The sequence below is a fragment of the Desulfitobacterium sp. genome, assembly GCF_034927245.1.
Taxonomy (GTDB): Bacteria; Bacillota; Desulfitobacteriia; order Desulfitobacteriales; family Desulfitobacteriaceae; genus Desulfitobacterium_A.
Genome location: NZ_JAYFQK010000062.1, coordinates 1 through 17,300 on the forward strand (window position 1 = coordinate 1; position 17,300 = coordinate 17,300).

A 17,300-nucleotide genomic window follows, 5' to 3' on the forward strand; every position below is an offset into this window, starting at 1 on the left:
GGTTTCAATCAATCCAGCCGATGAAACCATTCCAATCTTAACTGCATCCGGATAGATATCGGTAAAAATACTATCCAACTGTTTGCCTAAAAATTCCGGAGTGACCTCCATAATGCCTGTAACACCGGTTGTATTCTGTGCAGTCAGTGCAGTAACCGCACTCATGGCATATACGCCATTTGCAGTCATTGTCTTAATATCTGCCTGGATGCCGGCGCCCCCGCAAGAATCGCTTCCCGCGATTGTTAATGCAGTTTTCATCTTTTTCTCCATTCCGCTGTATATACGGCTTTCTCTATCATTAATTTTATATAGCGGTAAAAGGTGGTGCCCCCAATTTGCCGCTGAAAACATCTATTTGGAAGATGCTTTGGCCAAAAAAATACTAAAAGTGTCTAGTTTCTCCAGGTAAAAGTCACTGGCTTTTTTAATCTCATCTAAGTTTTCAAGGTTGGAAGCATCAAATACGCCGACTGTCCTAAAACCGGCATTTTTTGCAGATTGAATGGCGAACAGTGCATCTTCAAAAACCCATGTATCCTTTGGAAGTGTTCCCATATGTTCAGCTGCAGCAAGATAGATATCCGGCTTCTCTTTGCCGGAACCTATTTCAGTACATGTAGATATCCTGTCAAAACAATGGATTACCTTCAGTCTTTCCAGGGCTCTTGCGAAAACCTGCCTGTCACAAGATGTTGCTCCGACCATTTTAATGCCTGAGAGCCGCATATCTTTTAAGAACTGTTCCACACCTTCCTTTAATTGGACCTGATAAAAATAGAAATTTTCAATAGTATGGTTGATTCCCGCAATAATTGCATCCACATCCAGGTCCAGATGGTATCTTTCCTTTAAAAACTCCGCCCCTTCTGTCATGCTCATGCAAAACATGATTTTAGCAAGCCCAGGTTCTGCCTCTATCCCTATAGTGTGCAAAAATATTTCGCCAGCTTTATCCCAGATAGGCATAGAATCCAGAAGGGTTCCGTCTAAGTCAAAAATTGCTCCCGTAATCATTCTTCACCTATATTTTCGGTTAATTCTTATGCCCAACTGAGGCATGAAGTTTCCAAGTTCTAACGAGATCAGCAGCAGCCACCTTAGGATCATCAGCCTCTGACACAGCGGTCACGACGAAGAAACCATGGACTCTGGTTTGGGCAAGCTGAGGAATATCGACAAGCTTAACACCGCCACCGACTACCACCGAAATCGGGCTTAGTTTAGCAAGCTTAGCAATATCAGCAAAACTCCGAGTGACCACTTTTCCATCCCGATCGAGCCCGCAGTCTGGTTTGGTATTTGTTTCGTGCAGCGGTCCGGCGCCAAAATAGTCAATCTGAGAAACATCTGCCGTTTTAATATACTCGAATAATTCATGGGTTCTAGCTGATAAGCCAACAATTGAATCGTCGCCTAGGTATTCCCGACAAACTTCCACTGGAATATCGGATTGTCCGACGTGGATGCCATCAACCTTTATCCCTTGTTTTCTTGCAGCTAAGATAACATCAAGGCGGTCGTCCACCAGCAACGCTACTTCATCTGACTTGCCTGCTTGGGCGATGACCTCTGAAGCCTGACGAGTTAACTCTATTAATTCCCGAGCAGAGGCTATCTTGGAACGGATTTGCACACATGTAAATCCGGCCTCAACTGCATCTTTAATGATTGGAGCAACGGGCCGTCCTTTTGTATTCTCAGGGCCTACCACCAAGTATGCTGAGATGTCTAGGTTTTTTCTGATACTCATTTTTCGTTCTGAACCTCCTCAAGTTCAAATGGATTGTTAGCAACATCCGCAGCAGTTGCTTTATACAGTTCATCAAGGAACTGAATCTGAAAACTTCCGGGACCGTCCACCTTATTTTCAGCCCGGTTTCCCGCTAAATTGTAAACCGCAGTAGCGGTAAGTGCCGCGATAAATGGTGAGGTGGCTGCTGCATAGACCGCAACGACCCCACCTAAGGAGCAGCCGGCCCCGGTAATTTTCTCCATAAAGTGGGACCCTCCTTGGGAGAAGGCTATGAGGTCACCGTCGGTTACTAAATCCGTTTTACCCGATACGGCAACTGCCCCGCCTGTCCACTTGGCCAGCGCGACAGCCGCGGCCTTGGCGGCACTTACCGAATCCGTAGAGTCAACACCACGGACATTGGATACACCTGTACCGCCGTCTAAACCCCACAATCCTGCCAAGGCGATAATTTCCGAAGCATTTCCTCTAATCACAGAGGGTTTATACTCTTTAAACTGCCGTAACAGCTGAGTTCTAAGGGAACCTATACCGATGGCCACCGGATCCAGGACCCATGGTTTTCCCGTATCATGCAAAACCCTTGCTACGTGAGGTAACGTCTCCTCATAGATCGGAAAAAGGGTACCCACGTTTATGTAGGTGGCTCCACCGACGTTAGCCAGAAATTCGCCCTCATCAGGTAAATAAACCATAGCAGCTGATCCCCCAACGGCAAGCTGTGCATTAGCCACAAAATTAATCGTTACAGTGTTGGTAATTGACCCTGCTACAGGATTTGTCCGTCTTATAGTTTCCACTGCCTCAATGATTTGATGTTTAATGACCTCTTTATTAATCATTTACATTCTTCCTTTCAGTATTTATAAAACAAAAAATGCTCTCCTTTGTTAGGAAAGCACTAAATCATTCTCAATCATGAATTGCTTCCCTACGACAGTGTTAACTGACAGGTTCAAAGGGTCAGGTTTTACCTTCTCAACTCGTAAGAGTCCCCCTGCAAAAATATTATGTTTTTTATATCCTATCGCTTGTTTTCTTTCGTGTCAAGCCTAAAATCTCGCGGTTTCAAGCGGTTTCTTTTTGCTGTGTTTTTACACAGCGCCTTTTTATTCCAATAATGATCTTTACCCGACCGTCTAATGACATGTCCCTGATTTAACCGTACCGGAATTCAACACCAAAAGTACCTACGGGATGAGGGACCTACCGGCACCGATAAAGAATTAGTAGCAAATGCAATTCATAATAATAGTGGAGTTACGGGAAAATTTTCAAAATAAAAGCAGTCTTTCCTATTCAGAAGCAAAAATTTTACGAAAAACCAATTTTCTTTTTGTAGTTATGGAGGACTTCCGCATTCCGGCTAAAAATCTACATACAGGAGGTGTATGATGAATAGCATTTCATATTAAATTATGCCTGCATCGGGATTGCCATTATTGCGGTAGTGGCAGCTGCGATCGCTATTATTTTATATCGACAGCATGTAATGAAAACAATTGAAAAAATCAGCAGAATGCTGGACACAGCCATAGACGGCAATTTTAATGAAAGTGTTTTTGATGAATCTTTCTCAGTTTTCTTGCCAAGAAGAAAATGAAATCTTTCAAAACTGTTAGATTTACGAAAGAATGCAGAAAGATTGTTATGATATAGTCTGTATTGTTGGCAACTGCAATATAGACTATTTTCTTTTTGGAGGAAAAGCAGATGATGATACTTGAAACCAAGGAACTAAAAAAATATTACGGCAGCGGAAATACTGTTGTTCACGCCCTTGACAGCGTTGACCTCACCGTGGAGAACGGGGAATTTGCCGCAATCGTAGGCACATCCGGCAGCGGCAAGTCTACTCTTCTGCATATGCTGGGCGGGCTTGACCGTCCGACAAGCGGTAAGGTTACCGTGGACGGCAAGGATATATTCTCGCTCAAGGATGAAGAACTGACCATTTTCCGCAGACGAAAAATCGGTTTTGTTTTTCAAAATTATAATCTTGTTCCTGTACTGAATGTGTACGGCAATTGCCAGAGCTTTGGCGGCCAAGCCTGCTTTTATTCTTGCCGACGAACCCACTGGAAACCTGGACAGCAAGACCAGCCTTGATGTCATGGGACTTCTCAAAGTGACAAGCCAGCAGTTTAAGCAAACCATCGTGATGATTACTCACAATGAGGAAATCGCCCAGATGGCTGACCGTATCATCCGTATTGAGGATGGAAAAATTGTGAGTGGTGATGGCCGATGATTACGGTAAAGAACAAAAAGGCTATTCGCAATCTGGCAGACAAAAGCTTTCGGTCAAACAGATCCCGCAATCTGATTGCAATCATTGCCATTGCCCTAACAGCGGTGCTATTTACTACCCTTTTTACTATGGGTATCGGTACGATGGAGAGCCTGCAGCAGGCTGCCTTGCGGCAGGCGGGCGGTGACGGCCATGCTGTGCTCAAATATATTACCGACAAGGAATTCAACAATGTCAAAGCCCATCCGCTGATTAAAGAAATTGCCTATAACCGTGCGTTGAGCGATGGTGTGGAAAACGAAGAGTTTTTAAAGCGCCGCACGGAGTTTTGGTATTATGATGATGTGGGGACTACTGCTCATCATTTTCACCGGTTATCTCATTAAGTGCGGTGTCCGTATCCCCCAGCCCATTGATATTCATCGGAGCAGCGCTATTTGCCGTCATCACCGTACTCATCAGTACCTTGAAGCCGGGCCGGATAGCCGCCGCTGTATCGCCGGTGGAGGCAGTACGGTATACGGATGGAAATACAAAGCAAACCCAAAAACAGAAAAGATCCGCCAATATCCTTGAAGGGAAGAAGCAAGCCGGAACAATCGATGGGGGAATGTTCCGGCTTTTTTAAACGAGATGTTTGGTGTAATACAGCCGCCAAAGTAGTCTCATTATTCCAAGCTTGTAATAATCCCGTATTTTATGGCTTTGTCATACATCTCACGGAAGGCCGCCTTTGCACCTTCCGCAAATCTTATCGGCACAGAGCTCATAAAGCTATCATAGATAATCTTACCCTTGAACGGAAGCAACACAGTTTCAATCTGCACAGGCAATTCTTGCAGCAATGTGTTGGCTATGGAACTACTTATCCCTTTTATCCCATAAAGCCTGTCTTCACCCTGCTCGTTCAGAGCGATGGCAACGGCGTATTCTGGCTGATACTCCAAAATAAAGAACATCCCTTTTTTATGGTTCGTTCTCCACAGCTTCAAAATGTCGATTTTCTCTTGTGGAAGTTTTGTTTCACTGATATATTCGTCTATTAGTTCCGGCTTCTTCCACAGTACTTCTCTGACTTTGTGTATCATCATATCGCTGACGGTGTTAGGATATTCCGGCTTGATTGTGGCTTTAATTACACTCTTCCGTTCATTGACAAAGCCCATTAAGCCATACCATGTCTCATAGAAAAGCCTGCACTCTTCAGAACTTAACTGTGCTGTTTTTTCGATGTCAAACAGAGCGCAGCATTTCTTGTATTTCTTGCCGCTTCCACATGGGCATGGGTCGTTACGACCGATTTTCGGTCTTTGCAATATTGGAAACTTAACGATATTTTTATTGTGTTTGATAAGAATCTCATGAAGCTCGGATGGCGTGTATCCGTTGTTTTCCCAGATGCGCGTGTTGCTTTTTGCAAGCATAATAAGATTTATAAACTCCCGCAACTGTTTTTCGCCACTAAAAATAAGATTATGCCTATCCAGAATGGGGCCCAATTCCTTGATCCCATCGCCGTAAATTATATAATTTCTTACTTCCTCATAGCCTTCCGATGTCTCTTTGCAGGAGCCAAAAACGTCCAACATAAAACGGTGTACATTCCACCAGTGATCGTTATCTACGTAATCCTCATTAGTGTATTTAAGGAATTCGTTTTTTTCGGGTATATAGCGGGGTTTGTCCGCTTGGTGTTCCAGTAAATAATTGGCTTGGTCAAAGTCATCGAAAAACAAATAATGCACGATGTATTCTTTATAAAAACCGTACCAGCCGTTTTTTAACACAAGCGGCAGGAGAAGAATATAAATTTCATCGTTAGTCGTCCTTTCAACGTTTTGCTTATTGAAAATATTAACTAAATCATCACGGCTGATTATGCCATATAGGTTCACCGCCGCCCTGGCATAGGCATCAAGCTGCTTGCGAATAGCTGCCCTCCCGTTTGGGCAACGGACGACGTCTGATGTGCGGTTATATTGTTCAAAAATTTTCTTTGCCTTTTCTTTGGTCATATTTCTCACTCCTATCCCTCGAAAGTGCTTTAATACTACGATATATCGAAAAACAAAGCAGGCGTAATGTACCAGTATCCGCTTCAATTTCTTTACGCGTGTTTCCTGCGATTCGACCCCCGCGCCGTGCTGCCTGCCTATTTTCTTCAAATGTTTGCGGTTCTGTCGTCTTCGAAATCTCGGTCGTGGTGGCCTCAGCAAGCATATTCAGAACCAGTTCTAATGCAGACATGTTATCGCGGAGATTTTCCTCTATCCACTCACGCCCAACCTGAGGAAGCCACATTTTGAATGGTTCTGCTTTTGGCGACGGAATGGACAGTATAATGCGCAAAAGTTGTTCTGTATTTGCAACATCAATCAATCGTTTTTTTCATCAGCCTCTTATTAATTATACATACCTCATCTAAGTATTTCCATTATCTTGCGAAAAGAGGCTAAGTTCAAACCTTTTTCATCATCAATCTTTTTTGGGAACCAATTGTTAGGCATTACAATCTCACAGGCGCCTATACAAGTATACCCTTTTGATGTACATTTACTTGTCGTAAAGTGTTAATTATTTTTCATCAAAAAGAAATTCGGCGGGATCGATCCTTCCACAGATTTCTTGACCCGCGTCAAGTACTTTCCCGGCAGGATTTATTATAATTTAGACAGATAGGAGGTTGATCCACATGAATAGATGGAACCGAAAACTGAACCAATTCTTTAAAGAGTATACGACACCTTTTACATTTGCAGCAGGTATACTTACAGTCTTAGGATATCTGGCCGAACGCCTGACGGATATGAGAACAGCCACCATTATTTGTTACCTCGCTGCCACAGTATTAGCAGGACTGCCAATCCTCTTCCGGGCAATCACAGGACTTCGGATGAAAGCCATTGGCATTGAAGTTTTAGTGAGCATTGCCGTATTCGGCGCAATGTTTATAGGAGAGTACAGCGAGGCAGCCATCGTGACATTCCTTTTCCAATTTGGAACATACCTGGAACAGCGCACACTGCTGAAGACCCGCAGTGCCATCCGAATGCTTACGGAAATGGCACCGGCCACTGCATGGAGATTGGAGAACCCAACGGTTGTACCGGAGGAGGTCGATGTAGATGAAGTGGAAGAGGGCGACCTGTTACTGGTCAAGGCGGGTGGAAAGGTAGCCGTTGATGGCATCATCGAATTCGGAGAAGGGTATTTAAATGAGGCCAGCATCAACGGCGAATCCGTTCCGGCTCATAAGGTGGGCGGAGATCAGGTCTATGCCGGAACTATCCTTGATAGTGGAACATTACAGATGCGTGCCACCCGTGTGGGAGAGGATACTACTTTTTCCAAAATCATCGCTCTAGTAGAAGAAGCACAGGATGCGAAATCTCCGGCGGAACGATTTATTGACAGGTTTGCCAAATGGTATACTCCCACAACCGTTGTGATTGCAGCGCTTGTGCTGCTCATTACCCGCAACCTGGATACGGCAATCACCGTTCTTGTCCTTGCCTGCCCGGGAGCCCTGGTCATCGGAGCACCGGTAGCCAATGTGGCTGGTATTGGACGGGGGGCGAGAGACAATGTACTGTTAAAAGGCGGCGACAGTGTAACAACTTTCTCAAAGGTGGATACCTTTATATTTGATAAGACAGGAACACTTACCACAGGTTATCCTGATGTGACAAAGGTTTACAGCTACACCGAAGATATTCAAGGGGCTTTGAAGATGGCGGTAACCTTAGAAAGTACAAGCGATCATCCGCTGGCAAAGGCCATTGTGAGTTATGTAAAGAAGCAGTATATTACAGCGGAAAAGACGGTCGCCAGTGAAACATTGAAGGGACTTGGAGTTCGTGCTGACATAGGTGGAAATGTCATTATGGCGGGCAGCGAACGGATGATGACGGAACAGAAAATCACTTTGACAGCGCAGCAGCAGCGGGATTTACAGGAGGCAGCAGGGAATGGCGCATCCACAGTGCTGCTTTCTGAGAATGAAAAGATTTTATTATTATTTGCTATTTCTGATAAGATTAGGGACAACGCAGCAGAAACCATTGCCAATCTAAAACGTCTGGACATCAAAAAAACAGTTATGCTCACGGGAGATAACCGTAAGACGGCAGAAGCAGTTGCAGCGGGGATTGGAATAGATGAAGTACAGGCAGAACTTCTGCCGGAAAACAAGCTTTCCGCAATACAGGGGATGCAGAGGGAAGGCAGAATCGTTGCCTTCGTAGGGGATGGCGTTAATGACGGCCCGGCACTTGCTGCTGCTGATATAGGCATTGCGATGGGAGGTGGAACAGATGTGGCAGTGGAGACCTCAGACGTGGTTCTGATGCGCTCCGACCTTGAGAGCATCCCAGTGGCAGTAAAGTTGGCAAAAAAGACAGTCGGTGTTCTGCACCAGAATATCGTGATTGCCGTCGGTACGGTACTGTTGCTCTTAGTGGGACTTTTTGCCGGATATATCCATATGGCAAGCGGCATGTTCGTACATGAAGCAAGTATCCTGGTGGTCATCCTGAATGCCATGCGGCTTCTTCATAGAACAAAGGAATCATAAAGAACGATGAGCCGTGGAAAAAACGCAGTTTTAAAGATAGATTACAAAAAGTTGATCTGCGTCAAGTATTTTATGAGCAATCCGTATTAAAATTATGATATCAATGAAAAGGAGTGCATTCTATATGAAAAAATGTACCATGCAGTTGGAAGAACTGGTCTGTCCCATGTGTGCACAGAAGATTGAGACCGCGCTGAAGAATGCTCCGGGAGTGGATTCCGTATCTATCTTGTTCAACTCCAGTAAAGCCAAGGTGCAGTATGATGAACAGATAACAGAACCTGAAAAACTTGCCGAGACTGTCAGAAGCATAGGCTATGAAGTGTTGAAGCTTTCATAAAAATTAAAAAAGAAAATATCAGGAAAAGGAGAACATGATCATGACGTATCAGGAAATTATCAATAGCAGCGATGTCGAGGAATTAAACAAGATTTTACCCGTCGTACAGCGTGTTCATGGCGGCAACCATCCGGAGATTTACAGGGTTGGAGAGATCTATACAGACATTCTTAAAGGTATGAAATTAGGCAAAAACAATGAGAAAATGAATAAGCTGTTAAATGAACTGAAATCCATAACAGGAAACTTTATAGCTCCGGCAGATGTATGTGCTACTTATTGTAGGACATATGAACTTTTGGCAAAGCTTACAGAAGAGATAAGCAAGGCTGCTTAAAGGGGCCTCGCCAAAACGCTTCTGAAAGGAGAAAAATAGATGTTTGGAAGATCAAATCATTTAAAGAACTGCCCAAAATCTGTACAGAAATCGTTTAGAACACTGGATTTTTTCCTGCCGAGAGTAAAGAAAATACACAGAGCGGAACATCCTGAATTGATGGAAGTTGAACAGGTAACAGACGAACTGCGAACCATACTCGAAGGTGGCATGGATACCGGCAGGACAACCGTTTTACTGGAAAGGCTTCGGAACCTCACAAAAAACTATGCCATTCCCCCCGATGCTTGCCCGGCATATAAGAATGCCTATAAGGCTCTGTCACAGATTGATGCGATATTGTCAACTATGTAACGCTTGAAAACCCTTGCCGTCAACGGAGGTCGGGTTCTGGATTATCTCCTCAACGTACTTCCGCACATCGCGGTTAATTCGTATGATGTCAGAGTCAGCGGACATAAAGCCGCCATCGACAAAATGCTGAGAAACGCCCATTACCTCGGTGATGATTACTACCCGGCAAAATAGCAAGGCACTCTGCTTTAACTTGATGCGGAGTGCCACTTTTAATTGCGCTTATCAGGTGTTTATTTTTTTTAATAGCGCGGATAAATCACGCTTTTCTTAACAACCCCATCGTACATTGGCTCCTTGTTCCTCGTATTTTTTAATGGTGTAAGTCACGATTACTCCATAAACAACAAATGCCAGTAAACTTGCTATGATCGTAGTTGCGCCTTGTGTCCAGGGGGCCTTGATTGTGCCCTGCGCAGAGTTGATTGAAACTAACGCTAACCACACAACAGCTCCGTAAATACTACCAACCAACCAAACGCTTATTTTGGCGATATTCTTTATGCCTTGTGTTATTACCATTAACAAAAATCCGGCTGCTTGCCCAGCAAGAATATGGATCATTAGTTGCCCAAAAGTTATTTTCGCGCCGAGGGTAGAAATGCCGAGGAATTCAGATGCCGCAATGATTGCCGCTTGGATAAGAGAGGCGATTAAAAAACCAAGGGAATATTTCCAATACATAATACACACTCCTTTTTAGGAGTTATATTGCCCTTATGTATAATCTATATTCTCTTTGCTAAAAACGGGCGCTTTTGGCAAGCAACCAAACCAATTATTTTATTCAATTTTACAAATATACATAGCGGAGCGCTTGCCGGTATTGATAATTTTAAGATTGCCGAACTGCTTTTGCAGTTCATCTTCGACGCTCCCAATGAAGTTGAAATAATCTCCGCCTTCCAGCCATTCAGCAATATCGGTAATCAACGAGCGGCGTTCGTTATAGTCGAACAAAACAGCGGCATACTTCGAGACCCTTTTCATCTCATTATAAAGGGACAGTCTCCCATTTGGCATAAGCCCGTGAGCCACATAAGACGATATGGCCAGGTCAAAACTTTTATCTTAAAACGGAAGCCCACTGAGCACATTGCCATGAATGAACTCAATATCTCGTTGGTGGGATTCTGTTTTTCCGGTCTTTTTTTGAGCAATCGACAACATAGCCCCGGCAGGATCCAGCCCGGTCGCATTCATTCCATATTCCTTAAGCACCTTGCACAGCGCTCCTGTTCCGCATCCTATGTCGATGATGCTTCGATAGGCGGAAAAATCCAACTCCTCTTTTGTTTTGTCGAGGATATAGCGGTAATGCCTTACTTGTGAATAAAAAGAGAAACCGTAAACAGGAGCTATTTTATTAAATAGAAGTCCTTCTTTTTCCATCTGTAAATCCTTCCAAGACCAGTAAAAAATACAGAAGCAGAATACCATTGGGCTTTCGAAAGGTCTAATAAAAGGGGCTTTTAGGGCGCAAAACTCTGTTTGAAGCCGGTAGCCCCACAGCTTAAAAACGTCGAATCTCTTGTACCGTAAGGAACTTTGCGTTTTTTGGGCTTCTATCTTCTGAAATCAGGAAATATATCACTCAACCTAATCTCTAGCTCGCTCAAAACTCCAGATCTCACTACATCATCCTTTGAAAATACAATCGGTTCTGAATAGGTACCGTCTTCTTTGAGAAAAAACACTTCCACTGTCTGGCTTTTAGGGGATACGATCCAATACTCTTGTACTCCAAAACCCATATACAGATCCATCTTTTGAATATAATCCTTGGAAGCGGTAGAAGGGGACAATACCTCCACCACAAGGATAGGTACCCCCTTGTAATTATTCTCGTTAAGCCCGTTTTTATCGCATATCACGGTTAAATCCGGTTGCACCCTATGGGTATTCTCATTATTCTCAAAAACCACATCAAAGGGCGCGACGAAATGTCTACACTCTTTCCCTTTAAAATAAATACCAAATTCCGTAGAGAGATTAGTAACCACAGTCTGATGAATAACCGAAGGTGCCGATTGAAGATAAATCTTTCCATCAATAAATTCAATAAATTCAAGATTATCATCGTCCTGATCTAATTCCAAGAATTCTTCGTATGATATCGGTTGTTTGTTGGGTATCACTTTTTGATCCCCCCAGTATTTCGTCCTGGACTTTTGCCAAGCCTTTTGACTCTATTATATTATACATTCTTTGCCAACTCCACCGTCATATCCATATTTTCAGGTTAAACTATCTTCTAGAATCAGAATTGATAATCTAAGGTATCCGGCAATTCGTTCTTTTCCCGAGTATAAGCAGCCATACTTTGCAAGCCTTTTCTCGGTTTTATCCCTTGAGCAAGTGCCCGCTCATATTCTTTGAGCCAAAAGTCTTTCAGATCATATTCAAAGAGCAGCTCTAGCAGGACATACAAGGCTATCTCTTTATTCTGCTCAAGATAATTATCGCGGAAGTACCGAATTCCCTCTTCATATTCATACAAAGCGAAGGCCAAACGTAGAACGGTCTCCACCAGATTATTGATTTTATTTATCGCAAGGTAATGATTGACATCGGTCTGGCTGGAGGAGCGCTTTTTATTGTTGGAAGAGCTAGTCTGTAGCGCTTTCCGGAGTTCAGAATTCAACAGCTTTGATTCCTCGATGGCCATGCTTTTAGCCTGAGGGGTTTTTAAGTTTCCAACCAATTTTAGAATCAGGTGGGAAGGCAGCGTCTCCCGGTCATGCTTATCCTCGATCACCAACCCGATGGCTTGTCTTAGGGATTCATTATTGATTCCCTGAGCAAGGATTCTACTAATCACCAGATCGGCCAGGGCAGGCTGTTCAATACCTACCGAGCGGAAAGGGTCCTCCGTATTAAAAAGGTAGATCACGCTGGCATCGCACAATAATATATACAGCTTCTTCAAAAGGTCTGCAGCCGCCAATGCGTCCTTTCCCTGGCAAGGTACGGATTCCAAATCTTTGATGTACTCTTTGACTTTAAAGCGCCATTTTGGTCTTTCCTTTTTACGGACAAACTGATTAGGCGCAAAATAATATTGGTTGTAGGCGTCCGACAGGAACTGATTGATTTCATATTGTAGCACGCTTAAATCAATGGCTTTTTTCTTTTCCCTCCCAGCCTTATTCTGGGCCAGAAAGGCGTGAATATCCTTCACCATGATATCCACATTCTTTTCGTCCCGGATTTTTTTGGGGATAGCTTTATACATTTCAACAGCAAGCAGTCCAAGTTCTTCCCGGGTATAATTTTTCATTAACTTCTTTAATTCCGATACCAGCATTCCTAATTCCTGTCCCTTCGCCTCATTCTCTAATCACTTTTGTTTTATTTACTTTTTCATTATAGGATGTACCCGTCTCCTTAGCAATAACACGACCGTCTCAACGTTCACCGCCCACGGGAACATATCTACCGGCTGAACTTTCTCCACCCGGTATCCCGCTCTCTCGAGAATTCCTGCATCGCGGGCTAATGTGCCCTGATCACGGGACACATAGACAATTCGCTTCGGCTTTGCTTCGATTAGGCGTTCAAGGACCCTGGGATCCACCCCGGCCCGCGGAAGATCGAGGACAACAACATCCGGAGTTTCATTTAATTGACAAAGGACATCTTCGACTTTTCCCTGTAAGAATTCGGCATGGGTAAGATGATTCAAGTCCGCATTTCTCTTAGCGTCTTTGACGGCATAGGGATTTCCTTCAATGCCCCAAATTTTGCGCGCTTTCCGAGCCAATGCTAAGGTAATCGTTCCAATTCGGCAATAAAGATCCCAAACCAAGCTTTCCTTGGCAATATCGGTCCAGTCAAACACCGTGCGGTAAAGTTTCTGCGTTTGCCGGGGATTAACCTGCAAAAAGGCCAGCGGTGATAGATTGAATGACAGGCCAAGAATCTCTTCCTTTAAAAACCCCTGTCCCCACCATAACTCAGGAATTCCTTGGTTATTGAGGCCCCAAACAGATTGAACCTTAGAATTCATACCCAAGGTCTCTTGAAGAGAATCTAAAAATGCGGAAGGAAGTTCTGACTTAGCAAGGGAGTCGAAGATAACCATGCCTTCCCCTTTTGTATTTTCGCGCAGCGTAATATTCTTGATCTTCTTCAGAATGGGTGCGGAGGATTCCGATCGATCCAGAACTTCTTGAATTTTCCGCACGTTTTCATTCATGGATTCGCTGATCAGTAAACAGTCGGGGAACGCGACCGTTTCCCGGCCCTTTGCTTGATAATACCCGAGTTCTCCCGAGGGGTCCCGATGGAGGCGAACCTTGTTGCGATAGCGCCCCGGCTCCTCCATGCCGATCGTGGGGTAGACTTTGACTCGTTCCAAATCCAGCTTTGCAATCCGCTCCAGGGCATCTCTGACACAACGTTCCTTCCACCTTAATGTCTCGGCATACTCCATATGCTACAGCTGGCACCCTCCGCAGATATCAAAAACGCGGCAGGGAGGGTTCACCCGCTCCCTCGTTTCTTTTTCCAAGGTTATCAGTTTCGCCCTTTGCCAGGATTTCTTTTTTCCGTAATCAAGGCTTTCCCCCGTTCGCCCGGCAAAAGGCCCGGAACAAAAGTCGCTTTTCCTTGATCATAGCCCACTCCGGATCCGTCGGAGGAAAGTCTCAGACAGTCTATTTCCAGAGAACCATCATTTATGCCGTTCTCATTGGCAGCCTTTCCCGCCTTCTCAACCTTTTTCGGCAACATCGATCTCTTCCTTCCCGCTTGGAATCATTCCCTTGCGACTTTGATCTGCAGTTTTGGATTTCTCTTATGCTCTTTCTTATTCTAATTCTAGGGAATGAATCTTAACCTGTCCAGCTTGGCTCAGTAAAAAAAATATCCCTCTCAAGACGACCGTTAGGAACTCTTTCCCGTCGGGTTTCTCAAGAGGGCTTCCTCAAAAAAGTACGTTGTATTTGTACGTACTTTTTTTGCTTGGATATTCTGTTGAATGGTATCTATTTCACAGCACTCTTTTGAGGATTCGGTGTTTTCATCACATAAACCGAGAATACACTATTCTGGTCGGCTACCAAAGAATGGGGAATTTGGAGCGGGCTAACCACAATATTCCCTGCCTCAACCATTTGTGTCTCATCGCCAACTGTAATCGATCCTTTTCCTTCGATCACTTGAAAAAGAACATTCGCGGGTGTCTTATGGGAAGGAACCTTCTCTCCTGGTTCCATAATCAAATTAACAATACCTATTTCAGGCATGTCGATAATTGGCTTACCTTTTATACCCCAACCGGTCTGGAAACCAAGGAATACAGCAATTTACTCGCGACTTATATGCCCGATATTCTTCGCCATATATTTTCTCCAGATCTTCCTCTTCTCTTTTCACCAATCGTGTCATAGCTCCCCAGTAAATAAAAATGAGTGGAAGAAGAAAAAGATTATTATTCCGAAGGATAAACCCGATAACAATAAGCGTGATGCCTGTATATAAAGGGTTCCTCACCCAAGCAAAGACACCGGTTGTAATGAGCTTATTGTCCCTTATCTGTTGAAATAATCGGCTGGTTTTCACCGTCTCGATGCATAAAAAAAGTGCTAAACCAAGCACGATGGTACCCATAACAGACATTGGCGTTCTTAGAAATTCAAAATAACCACCTGATAAATATCCCATCTTGGAAATATGAATGCCCACAACGGCTAATAAAGTAATGATGGTCACATAGCAAGGCCCCACGCTAAAGTAGGATATCCTCTGTCTATTTTGAATCTTATCCATGCCCATCCATACCTTCCCCTATTTTTACGCTAAATCAAGCGCAGTCCGTCCAAATCTAGGATTTTTATTTTTTTATTGGAAATCTGTTGGATGTATCCGGCCTTTTCTAAATCCGCCAATCTTCTGCTGATAGTTTCCGGCGTCGTTCCCAAATAAGAAGCCATATCTTTTTTGTTCATGGGCAATACAACCTCCGTCGATTGCTTCTCATGATCCGCGCACTCCGCCAAAAAGAGTGCTATCCTTGTTTCAACCTTCTCAGTGGAAAACCAGGTCGCCTGTTTTTCTGACTGCTCAAGTCTACTCGAAAACTCAGCCAATACTTTTAATGAAATAGAAGGATATTTCATTAAAAGTTCTTGTAACTCGAAACGTCTGATGGTGCAGACACTGGTATCTTCAATGGCCTTGGCATATGCTTCATGGACGGTCGCACTGAACAAAGCCAGTTCACCCGTAAAATCCCCCGGGTGCAGAATGCGCAGCAACTGTTCTTTCCCGGATTCGGAAAGCCTGTAGATTTTCACCTTCCCACTACCCACGATGTACAATGAGTCTGACTGATCTCCCGCACAATAAATATTTTCTCCTTTTTTATAGGAAACTAAATGTGTCACAGCCATAATTTCGTCCATTTGTTCTTTTTCTAAGTGATTGAAAATTGGCACCAGAGACGCACATGTTCCATGCGTTTCACCCTGCTCATGATGATGATGGTTATGGTCATGACCGCCTTGTTGATGATCGCACCCTTGAATTTCATCCTCGCTTTTCTTCATCTTAAATATCCCATTCCTACATATTTTTTTCGGGCAATTATCTTGCCTTGGCCTTATTCTCTTACCATAAATTATATTCATTTACGAATATTACTCAAGCACTGATACTCTGCCACAAGGAACAGGAAATAAAATCTATGAAGCCCCGATTATAATCAAGTTTTATAAAATAAAAAGACCGCCACTTAAGGTGTACTTCACCCTAATGGACGGTCTAATCGCTTCTTAGGTGTTGCAGAGGCAATACCATTGGCTATTTAATGCGTAACGCCTGAAAAGGACACTATTTTCCTTAGAAATATATCTTAAGTGAAACCTAAAGACGCTGAAAGTTTCATCCACAAAAGGGTCGAGAGCACTATCCATTAAGCATACTCCAAAGTCTATATCTGATTCTTTGATGTCCCGGAAAAAGCTAATGCAATTCTGACAAATCTTGTTTAATTCCATTATTCTCTTCCTTCCTGTCTCATATAAGCACACTGCTCCTTTGCAGCTGAATTAATTCAAGCATGTTCCCGAATTGCTCCACGATATTCCTTCCCGACTTTTTATCCTGTGCTCTTCGATTTAATCATCCTCACCCCTAAGCTCCGTGCAGATTTCGTCTAGCCATCCCTCATCATAGCTTGGACCTCTGCCCTTATAGGGAACGTTGCGGGGCTTCCCCATTGTATAAAATTTGCAGGATTTGGGTCCGTAACAAAAACTTTCGTAGCGATGTTTCTGGGATTTACCCCAGTCATACTCAATCGTGACATTCGCCATATTTGCCCACATACATTGAAAGCACTTGCCTTTCCAACGACTAAGACTCAACATCCTCGCGCCGCGCCGCTCATATGTTTGCATATCGGGCGGAGCGGTTCTCCACGGTGGAGCTGACGTATCTTCTGCTGTTTCCTCGCCCTCACTTATTCGTTTCAATGCACCCGCTCGATAATAGTCGGCGTACTCCCAGCCGGGATACTTCTTTGTCCACGCTGTGCCTTTAACCACATCGCCGATACGGAAACCGCCGCACTGTTGCTGCTTTTCGGAGATTGCTACGGCAAACTGAGCATTAATGCCGTTAACAGAGCCGTCAAGGAACAGGTTGTATCCGATGTGGGAATGAGTTCGATTATCGAGAACATAA

The 17,300-nt window shown here is 43.9% G+C and carries 22 protein-coding genes, 2 pseudogenes and 1 riboswitch; of the genes and pseudogenes, 6 read left to right on the forward strand and 18 right to left on the reverse strand.

The window, feature by feature from the left end; genetic code table 11:
- From thiD to thiM, 4 genes are all read right to left on the reverse strand, one after another.
- Positions 1-261 (reverse strand): bifunctional hydroxymethylpyrimidine kinase/phosphomethylpyrimidine kinase (thiD, locus tag VB077_RS14775; protein ID WP_323416025.1); only part of this gene is annotated, 261 nt, incomplete at its 3' end.
- A gap of 93 nt (positions 262-354) precedes the next feature.
- Complete coding sequence (locus VB077_RS14780) at positions 355-1,017, reverse strand: HAD family phosphatase (protein ID WP_323416026.1); 663 nt, start codon at positions 1,015-1,017, stop codon at positions 355-357.
- 19 nt (positions 1,018-1,036) lie between these two features.
- Entirely contained in the window at positions 1,037-1,753 is a 717-nt protein-coding gene (locus tag VB077_RS14785) for a thiamine phosphate synthase (RefSeq protein WP_323416027.1), read from the reverse strand.
- Entirely contained in the window at positions 1,750-2,598 is an 849-nt protein-coding gene (thiM, locus tag VB077_RS14790) for a hydroxyethylthiazole kinase (RefSeq protein ID WP_323416028.1), read from the reverse strand. Before thiM ends, VB077_RS14785 begins: the two co-directional genes overlap by 4 nt.
- 68 nt (positions 2,599-2,666) lie before the next feature.
- Positions 2,667-2,765: riboswitch (TPP riboswitch) on the reverse strand.
- Between the two features lie 704 nt (positions 2,766-3,469).
- On the opposite strand from thiM, the pseudogene VB077_RS14795 reads away from it, so the two are divergent.
- Both VB077_RS14795 and VB077_RS14800 read left to right on the forward strand, forming a co-directional pair.
- Positions 3,470-4,007 (forward strand): annotated as a pseudogene (locus VB077_RS14795) (ABC transporter ATP-binding protein).
- A complete protein-coding gene (locus VB077_RS14800) occupies positions 4,004-4,393 on the forward strand; it encodes a hypothetical protein (protein WP_416337073.1) in 390 nt (129 codons plus the stop codon). The pseudogene VB077_RS14795 and the gene VB077_RS14800 overlap by 4 nt, the downstream one beginning before the upstream one ends.
- Here the strand turns inward: VB077_RS14800 and VB077_RS16650 are convergent.
- The 3 genes and pseudogenes from VB077_RS16650 to VB077_RS14810 all read right to left on the reverse strand — a co-directional run.
- On the reverse strand, positions 4,359-4,574 hold the full coding sequence (locus VB077_RS16650) for a hypothetical protein (RefSeq protein WP_416337074.1): 216 nt from the start codon (positions 4,572-4,574) through the stop codon (positions 4,359-4,361). The two genes, VB077_RS14800 and VB077_RS16650, sit on opposite strands and share 35 nt — an antisense overlap.
- Before the next feature lie 101 nt (positions 4,575-4,675).
- A complete protein-coding gene (locus tag VB077_RS14805; RefSeq protein WP_323416029.1) occupies positions 4,676-6,022 on the reverse strand; it encodes a YecA family protein in 1,347 nt (448 codons plus the stop codon).
- A pseudogene (locus tag VB077_RS14810) lies at positions 5,991-6,395 on the reverse strand (hypothetical protein); the annotation flags it as partial. The gene VB077_RS14805 and the pseudogene VB077_RS14810, both read right to left, overlap by 32 nt.
- 304 nt (positions 6,396-6,699) lie before the next feature.
- Between VB077_RS14810 and VB077_RS14815 the strand changes: the two are divergent.
- The 4 genes from VB077_RS14815 to VB077_RS14830 all read left to right on the forward strand — a co-directional run bounded on the left by VB077_RS14815 (position 6,700) and on the right by VB077_RS14830 (position 9,611).
- Complete coding sequence (locus tag VB077_RS14815) at positions 6,700-8,580, forward strand: cation-translocating P-type ATPase (protein ID WP_323416030.1); 1,881 nt, start codon at positions 6,700-6,702, stop codon at positions 8,578-8,580.
- A gap of 124 nt (positions 8,581-8,704) precedes the next feature.
- Entirely contained in the window at positions 8,705-8,920 is a 216-nt protein-coding gene (locus VB077_RS14820) for a heavy-metal-associated domain-containing protein (protein ID WP_323416031.1), read from the forward strand.
- 40 nt (positions 8,921-8,960) lie between these two features.
- On the forward strand, positions 8,961-9,257 hold the full coding sequence (locus VB077_RS14825) for a hypothetical protein (protein ID WP_323416032.1): 297 nt from the start codon (positions 8,961-8,963) through the stop codon (positions 9,255-9,257).
- Between the two features lie 39 nt (positions 9,258-9,296).
- The gene (locus VB077_RS14830) at positions 9,297-9,611 is read left to right on the forward strand and encodes a hypothetical protein (RefSeq protein ID WP_323416033.1); all 315 of its coding nucleotides are present in this window, start codon (positions 9,297-9,299) and stop codon (positions 9,609-9,611) included.
- 270 nt (positions 9,612-9,881) lie between these two features.
- Here the strand turns inward: VB077_RS14830 and VB077_RS14835 are convergent, their stop codons facing one another.
- The 11 genes from VB077_RS14835 to VB077_RS14885 form a co-directional block, all read right to left on the reverse strand.
- Positions 9,882-10,295: a hypothetical protein gene (locus VB077_RS14835; protein WP_323416034.1), complete on the reverse strand. Its 414-nt coding sequence runs from the start codon at positions 10,293-10,295 to the stop codon at positions 9,882-9,884.
- A gap of 99 nt (positions 10,296-10,394) precedes the next feature.
- Positions 10,395-10,634, reverse strand: coding sequence for a hypothetical protein (locus VB077_RS14840; protein WP_323416035.1), 240 nt, complete (start codon positions 10,632-10,634; stop codon positions 10,395-10,397).
- A gap of 48 nt (positions 10,635-10,682) precedes the next feature.
- Positions 10,683-11,003, reverse strand: coding sequence for a class I SAM-dependent methyltransferase (locus VB077_RS14845; RefSeq protein ID WP_323416036.1), 321 nt, complete (start codon positions 11,001-11,003; stop codon positions 10,683-10,685).
- Between the two features lie 173 nt (positions 11,004-11,176).
- A complete protein-coding gene (locus VB077_RS14850; RefSeq protein ID WP_323416037.1) occupies positions 11,177-11,749 on the reverse strand; it encodes a Uma2 family endonuclease in 573 nt (190 codons plus the stop codon).
- A 122-nt stretch (positions 11,750-11,871) separates the two neighbouring features.
- The gene (locus tag VB077_RS14855; protein ID WP_323416038.1) at positions 11,872-12,918 is read right to left on the reverse strand and encodes a hypothetical protein; all 1,047 of its coding nucleotides are present in this window, start codon (positions 12,916-12,918) and stop codon (positions 11,872-11,874) included.
- A 48-nt stretch (positions 12,919-12,966) separates the two neighbouring features.
- The gene (gene rlmD / locus VB077_RS14860) at positions 12,967-14,046 is read right to left on the reverse strand and encodes a 23S rRNA (uracil(1939)-C(5))-methyltransferase RlmD (protein WP_323416039.1); all 1,080 of its coding nucleotides are present in this window, start codon (positions 14,044-14,046) and stop codon (positions 12,967-12,969) included.
- 83 nt (positions 14,047-14,129) lie between these two features.
- A complete protein-coding gene (locus tag VB077_RS14865; protein ID WP_323416040.1) occupies positions 14,130-14,345 on the reverse strand; it encodes a TRAM domain-containing protein in 216 nt (71 codons plus the stop codon).
- A gap of 254 nt (positions 14,346-14,599) precedes the next feature.
- Positions 14,600-14,860, reverse strand: a complete 261-nt coding sequence (locus VB077_RS14870; RefSeq protein WP_323416041.1) for a cupin domain-containing protein — start codon at positions 14,858-14,860, stop codon at positions 14,600-14,602.
- Positions 14,861-14,873: 13 nt separating this feature from the next.
- Complete coding sequence (locus tag VB077_RS14875; protein WP_323416042.1) at positions 14,874-15,383, reverse strand: isoprenylcysteine carboxylmethyltransferase family protein; 510 nt, start codon at positions 15,381-15,383, stop codon at positions 14,874-14,876.
- Positions 15,384-15,412: 29 nt separating this feature from the next.
- Positions 15,413-16,162 (reverse strand): Crp/Fnr family transcriptional regulator, encoded by a 750-nt coding sequence (locus VB077_RS14880; RefSeq protein WP_323416043.1) that lies wholly within the window; start codon positions 16,160-16,162, stop codon positions 15,413-15,415.
- 570 nt (positions 16,163-16,732) lie between these two features.
- A partial coding sequence (locus tag VB077_RS14885) for a hypothetical protein (RefSeq protein ID WP_323416044.1) occupies positions 16,733-17,300 on the reverse strand: 568 nt, incomplete at its 5' end.